Origin of the sequence: Variovorax flavidus, from assembly GCF_030317145.1 — a bacterium.
GTDB classification, from domain to species: domain Bacteria; phylum Pseudomonadota; class Gammaproteobacteria; order Burkholderiales; family Burkholderiaceae_C; genus Variovorax; species Variovorax flavidus.
Genome location: NZ_JASZYE010000003.1, coordinates 935044 through 947752, shown reverse-complemented (window position 1 = coordinate 947752; position 12709 = coordinate 935044). Strand labels below are relative to the sequence as shown.

Genomic DNA, 12709 nt, shown 5'->3' with positions numbered 1-12709 from the left:
GGCGGAGCGTGCAGCAATCCCCGGTGACTTGTCCAGCCTAGGACCACGCCGCGCGCAACAGCGCCGCCGGATCGCTGGTGCCGGCGCTGATGCCGGCCACCGGGCCCCAGTCGGGGTCGAAGCGGCTGCCGATGAAGGCGGCGGATGCTTCGGGGCTCGCATGCCGGAGCATCAGGCAGGCCTGCGCCGTGAGCACGAGCCGCTGGGTGAAGCGCCGGGCCTGGCGTTCGAGTTCGGCCGGCGGCAGCTGGATCGCGTCGCGCAGCGCATGGACTTGCGCCAGCACCCGGGCGTCCTGCGAGGCCACGTCCTGCAGATGGTCGAGCACGAGGTGTGCGTCGTCCGGGTTGCGCGAGACGGCGCGCAGCACGTCCAGGCTCATCACATTGCCCGATCCTTCCCAGATGGAGTTGACCGGCGCTTCGCGGAACAGGCGGCCCATCGGGCCGTCCTCCACGTAGCCGTTGCCACCGAAGACTTCCATCGCCTCGCCGGTCAGGGCCACCGCGCGCTTGCAGTTCCAGAACTTGGCTGCAGGCGTCATCAGGCGGCGCCAGGCCACGTCGAGCGCGTCGGTGGATCCGAAATGCGAGGCGAGGTCCATCGCGAGCAGCGTCGCGGCCTCGGATTCGAGCGCCATGTCGCCGAGCAGCTCGGTCATCACGGGTTGATCGACCAGCGCCTTGCCGAAGGCATGCCGGTTGCGTGTGTAGTGCAGCGCCTGCGCCAGCGCCTGCCGGATGAAGCCGGCGCTGGACAGCGCGCAGTCCAGCCGCGTGAAGGTGGCCATCTCGATGATGGTCGGGATGCCGCGGCCTTCCTCGCCCACCAGCACACCCCAGGCTTCCTTGAACTCGACCTCGCTGCTGGAGTTGGAACGGTTGCCCACCTTGTCCTTCAGGCGCTGGATGTGGATGGGGTTCTTGCTGCCGTCCGGCCGCCAGCGTGGCACGAAGAAGCAGGTCGACCCGCGCTCGTCGGTCTTGGCGAGCACGAGGTGTCCGTCGCACATCGGTGCGGAGAAGAACCACTTGTGGCCGGTGATCAGGAATTCGCTGCCCCACGGACCTTGTCCGAACGGGACGGCCCGCGTGGTGTTGGTTCGCACGTCGCTGCCGCCCTGCCTTTCGGTCATGCCCATGCCGACGGCGATCGAGCGCTTCTGTTCGAGCGGCAGGTCGCGCTCGTCGTGCTCCGTCGCCGCCAGTTTCGCTTCGACCGCGCCGAACAGCGCTGCGTTGTGGCGCAACACGGGGATGCAGGCCTTGGTCATGGTCGTCGGGCAGGTCGAGCCCGATTCGATCTGGCTGTGCATGTAGAGCGAGGCGCCGTAGGCCGTCCAGGCGGAGGGGCGCTCGTCGAAGAAGGGCAGGTTGGCGATGCCGTTGCGCCGCGCGATAGACATCATGGTGTGCCACGCGGGGTGGAACTTCACGAGGTCGATGCGTTCGCCGGTGCGCGAGTGCGTGTGCAGCTCGGGTTCGTGGCGGTTGGCGTCCTCGGCGGCACGCAGCGTGGCTTCCGCGCCGTATTCCGCGCCCTGGCGCACGAGTTCGGCGTCACGCCAGCCGGCGCCGCCTCGCTCCACGGCACGGCGGAGTACGGGGTCGCTGGTGTAGACGTTGTAGTCCTTGAGTTCGGGAACCTGGTTGTGGGGGTGAATGCCAGTCATGGTGTGTCTCGACGATTGGGTGAGGCTCCGTGGTGGAGGGTCGCTTATGCCCCGGCGCCGCGCTCGCGCAGCACCAGCGTCTGGATGGCGACGCCGATCGGGCCTTGCTCGTCGTAGAGGCGCGAGAGCGTCGTGCCTGCGCCGCCGCCGTCGGCCTGCGTTTCGGACGCAAGCCCGACCCATTCGCCGGCCGGCGGGCGATGCAGGTGCACGCTGAGGTCGGCATTGGCGAAGAGGTAGCGCTCGGGCGACAGGATCCAGCTCAGGCCGTTGCCGAAATCCGCTGCGGCGGCCACGCGCATGGCCGGCGACGTGGGGACGCCTTGCACCACTGGCACGATGAGCCGGAACCAGGCGGCGGCCGGGCCGGACCTGGCCGGGTCGCCATGCGCCACGCGCGACTCCACCGCCATGCGATGGAAATACTCGCCTTCGGGCAGGCCGGGGATGCGGACCCGATCCTCGCAATCCTGCGGCAGCGGCAACAGCATCGCCGGCGACCAGCCGGGCAATCCGGCCGGGAGCGAGAGCGCTTGCTCGCGCAGCAGGAGTGCATGGGCGCGAGCAACGAGGGTGTCGCCGGCCAGGAGGTCGATCGTCACCCGCGTCGTCGAGCGCGAGGCCTCCGCCTTGTGGCGTGCGGACAGCGGTGCGATGGGCACCGGCCTGACGAGTTCGACGCTCAGCCGCGCAAGCTGCCAGCCGGGCTCGGCCACTGCGCTTTCGGCGATGTGGGCGAGCAGCGCGGAAGGCGCCCCGCCATGCTGTGCGCGCGGGTCCCACGGGCCGCGGGCCAGCTTGCCGGGGTGCCAGGTATCGCCATCGCGGGCGAATACGGCGGGCGAGGGCGCGGCCTCGGTGGGAAGGGGGCTGTCGGTCATGGTGTCTCCGCGCTGCAAAATGCATCCGATGGGTGTCGAAAATTCTAGGAACAACACGCGTCGAGGGTGTTCGGGTTCCGCCGCATGAAAGCCAAGGTCGGTCGATCCCCCGCGGCGCCGAGGAGAAAGCCGCGCCAGTCCCGTGCGCGCCACACCTCGCAGGCCTTGCAGGAGGCCTTTGTTCGGCTTTTGGTGGAGCGTGGCTATGCGGGCATCACCATCCGCGAACTCGTCTCGGTCGCCGGCACGGGCCTCGGCAGCTTCTACGAGTACTTCGCGAGCAAGGAGGACCTGGCGCGCGTGTGCCTGCACCTGCGCTCCAAGGCACTGCTGATGGCGCTGCACGATGCCGTCGAGCGGCATCGGGGCCGGCCGCTGCGGGAGATCGTCGATGCGGTGGTCGAATCGCAGATCGAGGCGCACCGGGAGCAGCCGCTCGAATGGGGCGCGCACTATCTGCTGGAACGGCACCTTTCGGGCCCGGATGCCTATCGCAAGATGTACGACCGCTTCGTCGACGAGTGGGTCGGCGCCCTCGGCGCGGCGAGCGACCTGTCGCCGGCGTGCGAGAAGGATGAGGCCGCGCGCGTGAGCTTCACCATCATGTACGGGCTGATTGCGAACGCCCATATCGGGGCGGCCGGCCAGCCCGACCTGCAGGCACTCTCGCGGCAGGCCCGGACCGCGATCCGTGCCTACCTGGCCGCGTAACAAATCGCATTGGACCGTCGGCGCCATTAGCATGCGCCGATGGCCATCCTCGTCGGCACCGCCTCCTGGACTGACAAGACGCTGATCGACTGCGGGCGCTTCTACCCGAAGGAGGCGAAAACGCCCGAAGCACGGCTGCGCTACTACGCGTCGATCTTTCCGCTGGTCGAGATCGATTCGAGCTACTACGCCATTCCCGATCCGGTCACCGCACAGCACTGGGTCGAGCGCACGCCCGAAGCCTTCACCTTCAACGCCAAGGCCTTCCGGCTCTTCACCGGGCACCAGACGGACCCGAAGGTGATGCACAAGGACATCAAGGAAGCACTGGGCACGACCAAGACGCTCTATTACCGCAGCACCCCGCCGGAGATCCGGGCGGAACTGTGGCGGCGCTTCATCGATGCGCTGGCGCCGCTCAGGATCGGGGGCAAGCTCGGACTCGTCCACTTCCAGTTCCCGCCCTGGCTCCTGTGCAATCCCGAAGGCCACGCGCATGTGGAGCACTGCGTCGAGATGATGGAGGGCCACACGGTCAGCATCGAGTTCCGGCACCGGTCATGGCTCGATGAGGCCCACCGCGCCGGGACCCTCGATTTCCTGCGCGAGATGAACGCCGTGCACACCATCGTGGATGGGCCGCAAGGCTTCGACAACAGCGTGCCGATGCTGGTCGAGACGACGCATCCGGACTACGCGCTGGTGCGGCTGCACGGCCGCAATACCGAGACCTACAACGCCCGGGGCGCGCCTTCGGCCGCCGAGCGATTCGACTACGACTACCCCGACGAGGAGATTCGCGAACTGGTCGTCGAGGCCCTGCGAATCGCCTACAGGGTGCGGAACACGCACATCATCTTCAACAACTGCGATGAGGACAAAGGGCAGCGCAATGGCATCAGCTTCCTGAAGATGCTGCTGGCGCACGGGTGAACGGCCAGAAAGGCGGCCAAGAAAAAAGCCTGCTGCCGTTTCCGGTAGCAGGCTTTTTCAGTGTTGGTGGTGGGCCCTGAGTGACTCTGGCGATTGACGGCTGCAACCCGCGTCAGCCACACTCCCGCTAGATCCATATTTTTTCGAATGTAATTTTCGAAATCGCGCTTCCGAATACTATCCAAGTGACACGCTAGCGCGGATCGCGGCGACGATTGGATACTGAGGGGTAGCTCATGACAGTTAGGGTGCTGGTATATGTAGAGCCGTGCATATTTCGGGATGATCCTGGGTTCCTGCAAGGGCACTTTGAGTTGTTGGTGAATCCCGTGCTTCGCGCCCTGTCGCTGAACTCACCGCTCGGTTTCCTCGGTATCGCTAGCAACATTTTCCTATCCCTTGAAGGGCTCAACTCTGCGAGAGCCCTGCCTGTCAACCCGCGGGAGGTGAAGGTCTACCCACTTTACAACGCAGACCTTCTGGCGCAATGTCACTTCTGCATAGAGGACTACGCGCGGGACATTGGCTTGCGTACGGCAACTGGCAGCACAGCGACACTCGAAGTTGTAGCCCGGCGCATACCGCTAGTGCCTGAAGACGTGCGCTTGATGTAAGGACAAGAAAGCGGTCTGCAGCCGCGAGAAGCCCTATGGTCGCTCTCGCCGATGCCCCAGGCTGACAAGACTTCGCGAGGAAGGGCGGAGCTGACGATCCGAGCGCCATCGTCTTTGAGCCGAATAAAACACTGATCAAACAGGTGATCGACATGCGGCAACTGCATCAGGTCGGCGCGCCGTCTGATTGTCATGTTTGCTCAACGACCACAGCCTGACGTTGCCAGGGTCTCGCGCCTTGGGATGGCGCGGCTCGACAAAAGCGCACAACGGTGCTTCAGAAAATCCTCGCGCTTCGTACGGTGACGAAATCGTTCGAATGCCGCGTCATCGTCCGCCTCCATTTGTCAATGTCTACTGCTTCGTCCTCGGCACTCGCGCCATCGCTACGCCGCCGACACAGCATCCTTGGGCCAGGGGGACTTGATCAGTCTTCCCTTAACAGTTCTAATGGGTTTTGAACGACGTACTCATGGGGGCGAACGCCAATGTCAAGTGTCAACGTCTCTGCCGATTGGCCCGCCGCGCCGCCTCGCCTTCCTGTCGCTGACTGGATCGATTTCCTTTTGCATCAGAAAGCCGTTGACGGCCTGACGCCGCCAGCGATGCCCTCAGTCGCAATGCAGGATCAGTTCGTTGGATCCAACGGTCGGGCTGCGCTGAATGAGGCTTCCATCTTTTGCGAGAAGTTGCGCGAAGCGGCGATGAAATGTGGTCAAGACACTTTGGCCAATTGCCGCCTGCTTGACTTTGGGGTGGGCTGGGGACGCCTGTACCGCATCCTGCTGAACCACTGTACCCCGCATTCGCTGATCGGCGTCGACATCGATTCTAAGTGCGTGCAGTTGTGCAGCGAGGCGATGCCCTACGGCACGTTCCAGTTGTCCGGCGACCCGCCGCTGTCGTTTGCGCCGGCCACGTTCGACATCGTATATGCCTACTCCGTATTCTCGCACCTTGCCGAACACGCGTTCAGGACCTATATGTCGGAGTTTGCCCGGATCTTGAAACCAGGTGGGTTGGTCGTGTTCACCACCCTTAAGGGTCCCCACCTCGACGCGTGGCACCGACTGTCCACCGGCAGTGACCCCTGGTACGTGGAATACCTGAAGCGCGCGGGGTTCGATCATGAGGGCTGGCTGGCGCGACGCGCAAATGGTGAGTTTCTATACGTTCCGACTGGCGGCGGCGACATGCGGGACTCGTCGTTTTATGGCGAAGCCGTGGTGACTGAGAAGTTTTTGATCGAGAAAGCGCCGGAACTCGGGCTCAGCGTAGTTGCGTTCGAGGAACGCGACGAAATGCCGCAGGCGTTCGTCGTGCTGCAACGCCCCTCTAATTGATCAGCAGCCTCCAGGTGTCCCCGTACGTGGTTCGTCGCAAAACATGACTTCCCGAAAAGCTGATGGGGAGCGTTTGCGTCCCAGGCAACTCAGGCTCCCCTCTGCCTCGATCCCTCTGGAGTTCTGCGGCGAGCGCTTCACATCGCTGGCGGAAGGGACGATAGAGCACGAGCATTTTCATCGCTATCTCTTTGCAATGGAAGCTTGCCGGGACAAAGATGTACTGGATATTGCCTGCGGAGAAGGCTACGGTTCGGCCGCAATCGCGCTCGTTGCGCGCCATGTGACCGGGATCGACATCGATGAAACTGTCATCGAGCACTGTCGGAAGAACTATCCCGCACCGAACGTCGAGTTCCTGGTGGGCAACGCGCTGTCCATCTCCCTTCCCGACCGCTCGATCGATGTAGTCGTCAGCTTTGAAACGCTCGAACACATGATCGAACACGATGAATTCCTGCGGGAGATATCGCGCGTCTTGCGGGACGATGGACAGCTGATCATCTCGACCCCTGACAAGAATGTCTACTCGCCGCCCGGAACGGCACCAAACGAATTCCATCTCAGGGAGTTGACGCGCGACGAGTTTGAACGACTGCTCGGCGCGCATTTTCCGTACTACCACCTTGGCGGCCAGGTTGCCGCTCTGTCATCGACGATCGCCCAGCTTTCGGATGATTCGGCATCGAGTCGGAACTATTTTAGGCGGACCGATCGCACCTCCTATCTGGCTTCCGAGCAATTGGAACGTCCGGTGTACCTGATCGCGCAGGCATCCCGGGCTCCGATATATCCCCTGCCCGATAGCATGCTCTGGGATGATTCGTTTCTCCCTGGAATCCACTCCGCGTATCGGGCAGAGCTCGAGAAAGTCTGGAACGAGGTCAGCGACAGAGAAGGGCGAATTGCACATCAGACTGAAGCTCTTCGTGACGCCCATGTGGAGACCGGTCGCTACGCAGAGCAGTTGACTGCTGCTCATGGCGATCTGGGTGGCTTGCGGGACGAGCTCACCGAGTTGCAGGATGAACTCACTAAGCGGCGGGACGAGTTCACCGAGCTGCAGGGTGAACTCACTAAGCAGCGAGACGAGATCACCAAGCTGCATGACGAGCTCACCAGGCGGCGGGACGAGATCACCACGCTGCATGACGAACTCACTAGGCGGCAGGGCGAGTTTGCCAGGCTGCAGAACGAGTTGGCAACGGAACGCTTCACGGGGGCAGATCTCGCAGCGGCGCTGAAAGATGCACAATTCAAGATCGTCGGTCAGGCCGCGTCCCTCGCTGGCCTGCATGAAACGATTCAGGCGATCCACGCCTCTACATCCTGGAGAATCACTGGCCCACTGCGGGCACTCATGCGACTCGTCCGCAGTGCACACGCGCCTAGGTCGGCGACAGGCGAGGCTCGTGCCGCGCGATGGGTCCGGTTGGCCCGCGACTTCGTCCTCCTGTCAAACAGCAGCCACTTTTCCGCTGATTGGTACCGCAACAGCTATTCCGACGTTGCGAGATCGGGGAAAAATTCTCTGCTCCACTACCTGCGATACGGAGTCCGTGAAGATCGGGACCCCGCGCCGGGTTTCAGCACCAGCGCATACCTGCGGCGGTATCCGGACGTCGCGGAAGCGGGTTTTAATCCCCTTGCGCATTTCGTTAGATTCGGGATTCGGGAAGGGCGAAGCGCCGCGGCTTTTATTGTGGACGACCGCTCCGACTCCAGCCACGGCACCGGTGAGCCGATCGCCCACGAGTGTCCCGACGAGCCTTCTGACGAGAAGCTGCTGCAGGATGCTCGGCGCTCGTGTGAGCGGTTGCGTACTGTCTCCGAATCAGAGGAGCTACAGTATCGACCGTTGGTTTCGGTTCTCCTGCCGACCTATAACACCCCGGTGCAGTACCTGACTCTTTGCGTGGACTCCGTCGTCCGCCAGTCCTATCAGAACTGGGAACTGATCATCGTGGACGACGGCTCCACATCGCCAGAGCTGTTTGAGGTACTCACAAAGTTGGCGGTACGGGATGATCGGATCCAAGTTCAACGGAACACTGTGAATCAGGGAATTTCAGGTGCCACCAATGACGCACTCGGGCGCGCTCGAGGCGAGTTCGTCGCGATGCTCGACCACGATGACGAGTTGATTGACGACGCGCTGCTAGAGATCGTACGGAAGCTGAATACCGATCCCGATCTGGATGTGGTGTACACCGATCAGGACTATATCGAGGCAGACGGCAGGCCATCAGGCCTCTTGCTAAAGCCTGATTGGTCACCGATGCTTTTCTATGGCGTGATGTTTGTCGGCCATCTACTGGTTGTCCGACGCACCCTAGCCAACGAAGTTGGCGGATTCGATGGGCGCTTCAATAACGTCCAGGACTTTGAGTTCATGCTGAGAGTCAGCGAGCGGACATCGCGGATCGCCCACGTCGACAAGGTCCTCTATCATTGGCGGCGCATCCCCGGGAGCGTCGCCCATCGCGGGGACGCGAAGTCGGACATCGAGGTGTTGCAATCGCGGGCGGTGTCGGAGCACTTGGCCAGGCGAGGAATCAACTTGGTGGCAACCCCGCACGCGCGACATGCACATCGCGCGACCCTGCGACCATCCTCCGCCGATCGGTCTGCGAAAGTGGTCGTCGTGCCGGCGCGGGGCCTGAGGATTGACCGCCTGGCGGGTTGGCTGGAGGAGAGTCGTGGCCTGCACCAGGTCGAGTTGTGCCCTTCGGTAGAGGAACTACACGGTGAGTCGCGCGCCAGTGCCTTGCGTCGGGTCATTGCCGACGCGGACTACGTTTTGACCATCGGCCGGGACGTCGTCGGATTCGAGTCTGCGGACTGGCTGCAGGTTCTGATCGCGTTCTGCGGGCTCTCGGGGGCGGGAGTCGTTGCGGGCGTCGGCATCGGTGAGGAACGGAAGGTCATCGATGCGGGGCTGATCCTGAACGCGGCGGGCAGTTTCAGCGACGCAATGACCGGCTGGGATATCGACAGTGACGGATATGCCGGATCGCTCTCCTGCGTACGCGAAGTGATCGCGGTCAAAGGGTCGGTGATGGCGACCAGCGTGCGCACTTTCGATGAACTAGGCGGGATCGACGACAGGCTCGAAACGAGCGAGCACCAGTGGCTGGATCTTTCCGCCCGTGCAACAGAATGTGGCAGGTACAACCTTGTCCTTCCGACTGTAATAGTCGTTCGCAAGCCCGCATCCTGCGAGCCCGATCCCGCATCGCAGTTGGACAGCCAGTTGATCCGTGAACGATGGAAGTCGGTGTTCGTGCGGGACCCCTATCACAATCGCCAGTTCGATGTCCGGTCGGGCGGCTACAGTGTGTGACTGATGAATATCCTGCTGATCAGCCATTGCAACTACGAAGGCAACAGTGCGTATCACGCACACTCCGTCGCCTTAGCCTTGCATCGGCATGGTCACAGCCCCATCGTCTGCATACCGAACAAGCCCGAAACGATCGCCGAAGTCGGCAGGCCGCCATTTCCAGTCTTGACGTACGAGCAGGCCGCGGTGGATGCGCAGTTTCCGGACGAACGGCTCGCCGACCTCATCCACGCATTTACCCCACGGGAACACGTCCGCAAGATCGTAGAACAATTGTGCGAGCGACACCGCTGCCCTTATATCGTCCACCTCGAGGACAACGAACAGGTCATCGTGACGGACGAGCTGCCGGGCGGCCTGACATACAAGGCGATCAGACAGCTGCCGACGCCGATCATCGACAAACTGATCAGTCCTTCGCGGATGCATCCTATTAAGGGCGAAACGTTCATGCTGCGGGCGGCTGGCGTAACCGTGCTGATGGACCGGCTCCTCGAATTCAAACCTGAGGGCATCCCGGGTGAGGTCTTCTGGCCGGGGTTCGATCCCGCTTTCCTCGATGTAACCTCAAGCCGCAATGGGCGGGCCGCCTTTGGGCTGCGCGACGACGACCTAGTGCTCGTTTATACCGGCAATGTCCATGCGTCGAACGAAGAAGAGGTCCGCAGTCTGATCCTGGCGATCGGCCTGCTGCGACGCAGGGGCCATCCAGCGCAGCTGCTGAAAACGGGATGGAACCATGTGTCGATGGACTGGATCGCCCAGTGCGGTTTGCGCGATTTCGTCCATGACCTGGGCTTCCTGCCTCGGCCAGACATTCCGAAATTGCTGGCAGCCGCCGACGTCCTGGTGCAGCCGGGCTCGGCGAACCCATTCAACGATTTTCGCTTCCCTTCGAAGCTCCCCGAATTCCTTGCTTCGGGTCGACCGGTCATTCTTCCTCGCACGAACATCGGGCGATTCATGACCGACGGTGAGAATGTGATGCTCCTCGATCAAGGCGACGCATTCGAGATCGCCGACAAGGTGGCCAAGCTGGTCGGCGACCCGTTGATGCGCGGCGCCCTCGGCGACCGAGGACGCCAATTCGCGCAGGAGCGACTGAGCTGGGATGACAACGTCAGGAAGATCGAGGCCTTCTATGAACGCGTGCTGGCGGGCGGGTCGGCCGCGAGTCCGCTGGCCGAAGTCGCTGCCCCGGGATCGGTCGTCGAACAGTCCATCGCAGCGATGCCGAGGATCGTGGCGATGTATTTGCCGCAGTTCCATCCGATTCCGGAAAATGACGAATGGTGGGGCCGTGGCTTCACTGAATGGACGAATGTCACGCGGGCCAAGCCGAACTTCCAGGATCACTACCAGCCGCACTTGCCGTCAGACTTGGGTTTCTATGATCTACGACTCCCCGAAGTGCTGGCGCATCAGGCCGAGCTGGCCCGCCGATACGGAATCGAGGCGTTCTGCTACTACTACTATTGGTTCAACGGCCGGCGCGTGTTGGAACGGCCGATTGACCAAATGCTGGCGAGCGGCCAGCCCGGCATGCCGTTCTGCATTTGCTGGGCCAACGAGAATTGGACTCGGCGGTGGGATGGCCAGGAGCATGAGGTCCTGCTTCAGCAGGACTACACCGGGGAATGGGCTGAGCAATTCATTGCCGACGTACTGCCGATCCTGATCGACCAGCGCTACTTGCGTGTCGGCAATGCGCCGATGCTGCTGATATATCGAGCCAACATCCTCCCCGACGTCTGCAGCGTCGTCGCGCGATGGCGCGAACTTGCCCGCGAGCTGGCGGGCCTGGAATTGCATCTGGTCGCGGTGCAGAGCTTTGGGCTCGGCGATCCGAGGACGTATGGATTCGATGCTGCGATGGAGTTTCCGCCACACACGAACCGATTTTTGTTGCCAAAGGACCAGTTCCCTGGAGTGGACGCCGAGTTCGAGGGATACATCGAAGACTATGTAGCGGTCATGCAGGACCAAGTGAAGAAGCCGTTGCCCGAATTCGTCTGGTACCGCGGTGCGATGCCATCTTGGGACAACACTGCCAGACGCGGTAGTCATTCGCATATTTTGGTCAACTCCACGCCCCAGCTTTACGCGGAGTGGATCAGGAAGCTGTCTCTCCAGGCAATGGGGCGTTCATCGCACCAGCAGCCATTCATATTCGTCAATGCCTGGAACGAGTGGGCAGAAGGTACTCACCTGGAGCCTGACCAACGCTATGGGCACGCGTGGTTAAGGGCCACTTTGAGCGGACGGGTCGACGGCATCCGTTCCTTCTATCGGGCGCAGGGCATGGACGTGTCGCGCGGCGAGTTGCTTGCTTTGTTGGGTCTGGAGCCGGATCTGCTCGACGAAGGACCTGTCGATCCGATAGTACAAACAACGGCTGGCCGGAACCGAACTATGTCAATCACTAGCACCTGGATCGATGACGAGGCCTTGTCCTCAGTTGCCCAACGTTATCGTCAGTTCGCAGTGACCGATGTCAGCTATGCCACCGTCACTGACTTCGTCGACGGTTTCCAGCACTTGAATCGATTGACCACTGCGCAGGGCGATCTAAAGGATGTGCAACGACCTTGGGTATTCAAGGCAATCATCGCAAAGGTGCCAAAGGGTGGCCGCGTGCTCGAAATAGGTGGTGGGCAGCCCTATGTTGCGGATCTGCTGGCACGATTGGGATACGAGGTCTGGCTAGTCGACCCATATGATGGGTCCGGCAACGGGCCCGTCGAATTCGAAACCTACAAGCGCGAGAGTCCGGGGGTACGGTTTGTCCGGACACTCTTCGATGATCGCCTGACCGAACCTCCTGCAGCTTCGTTCGACTGCATTTATTCAATCTCTGTGCTGGAGCACATCGACTACCTTGGGCTACAGGGCGTGTTCCGCGGAATGCAGAAGTTCTTGAAACCCAATGGCGTCTCCATCCATGCCGTGGACCACGTCCACAAGGGGATCGGTGCCGACGAGCATTTCGAGAAGCTCCGTTTCATGATTGCCGGATTCGGGCTTTCGTCGATAAAGCTCGACCGAATGCTGAGCGATATGGAAAAGGACCCTGAGACTTATTATCTTTCGGCAGAGAGCCACAACCGATGGCGCGGCGACACGCCCTACGAACAATTTCCGATGCGGGTGTGCCCCAGCATCCAGATGATCAGCACGCTGAAGGACATGACCGGACGCCCATGAGGCCAGTG

Annotated in this window: 7 protein-coding genes; 5 read left to right on the top strand and 2 right to left on the bottom strand. The window is 62.0% G+C overall.

Annotation, left to right across the window (positions count from 1 at the left end):
• Window positions 1-37: 37 nt before the first annotated feature.
• Entirely contained in the window at window positions 38-1672 is a 1635-nt protein-coding gene (locus tag QTH90_RS19730; protein ID WP_286666247.1) for an acyl-CoA dehydrogenase family protein, read from the bottom strand.
• Between the two features lie 44 nt (window positions 1673-1716).
• On the bottom strand, window positions 1717-2553 hold the full coding sequence (locus tag QTH90_RS19725; protein WP_286666246.1) for a thioesterase family protein: 837 nt from the start codon (window positions 2551-2553) through the stop codon (window positions 1717-1719).
• Window positions 2554-2637: 84 nt separating this feature from the next.
• Between QTH90_RS19725 and QTH90_RS19720 the strand changes: the two genes are divergently transcribed.
• From QTH90_RS19720 to QTH90_RS19700, 5 genes are all read left to right on the top strand, one after another.
• The gene (locus QTH90_RS19720) at window positions 2638-3264 is read left to right on the top strand and encodes a TetR/AcrR family transcriptional regulator (RefSeq protein WP_286666245.1); all 627 of its coding nucleotides are present in this window, start codon (window positions 2638-2640) and stop codon (window positions 3262-3264) included.
• 39 nt (window positions 3265-3303) lie between these two features.
• Window positions 3304-4197 (top strand): DUF72 domain-containing protein, encoded by an 894-nt coding sequence (locus QTH90_RS19715; RefSeq protein ID WP_286666244.1) that lies wholly within the window; start codon window positions 3304-3306, stop codon window positions 4195-4197.
• A 1102-nt stretch (window positions 4198-5299) separates the two neighbouring features.
• A complete protein-coding gene (locus tag QTH90_RS19710) occupies window positions 5300-6154 on the top strand; it encodes a class I SAM-dependent methyltransferase (RefSeq protein ID WP_286666243.1) in 855 nt (284 codons plus the stop codon).
• A gap of 43 nt (window positions 6155-6197) precedes the next feature.
• Window positions 6198-9497, top strand: coding sequence for a glycosyltransferase (locus QTH90_RS19705; protein ID WP_286666242.1), 3300 nt, complete (start codon window positions 6198-6200; stop codon window positions 9495-9497).
• A gap of 3 nt (window positions 9498-9500) precedes the next feature.
• Window positions 9501-12701 (top strand): glycoside hydrolase family 99-like domain-containing protein, encoded by a 3201-nt coding sequence (locus QTH90_RS19700; RefSeq protein WP_286666241.1) that lies wholly within the window; start codon window positions 9501-9503, stop codon window positions 12699-12701.
• Window positions 12702-12709: the final 8 nt, after the last annotated feature.

What these genes read in the sequence shown, in the direction of transcription:
- QTH90_RS19705 (WP_286666242.1), top strand. Translation starts at nt 6,198, where the DNA reads ATGACTTCCCGAAAAGCTGATGGGGAGCGTTTGCGTCCCAGGCAACTC.
- QTH90_RS19700 (WP_286666241.1), top strand. Translation starts at nt 9,501, where the DNA reads ATGAATATCCTGCTGATCAGCCATTGCAACTACGAAGGCAACAGTGCG.
- QTH90_RS19720 (WP_286666245.1), top strand. Translation starts at nt 2,638, where the DNA reads ATGAAAGCCAAGGTCGGTCGATCCCCCGCGGCGCCGAGGAGAAAGCCG.
- QTH90_RS19725 (WP_286666246.1), bottom strand. Translation starts at nt 2,553, where the DNA reads ATGACCGACAGCCCCCTTCCCACCGAGGCCGCGCCCTCGCCCGCCGTA.
- QTH90_RS19715 (WP_286666244.1), top strand. Translation starts at nt 3,304, where the DNA reads ATGGCCATCCTCGTCGGCACCGCCTCCTGGACTGACAAGACGCTGATC.
- QTH90_RS19710 (WP_286666243.1), top strand. Translation starts at nt 5,300, where the DNA reads ATGTCAAGTGTCAACGTCTCTGCCGATTGGCCCGCCGCGCCGCCTCGC.
- QTH90_RS19730 (WP_286666247.1), bottom strand. Translation starts at nt 1,672, where the DNA reads ATGACTGGCATTCACCCCCACAACCAGGTTCCCGAACTCAAGGACTAC.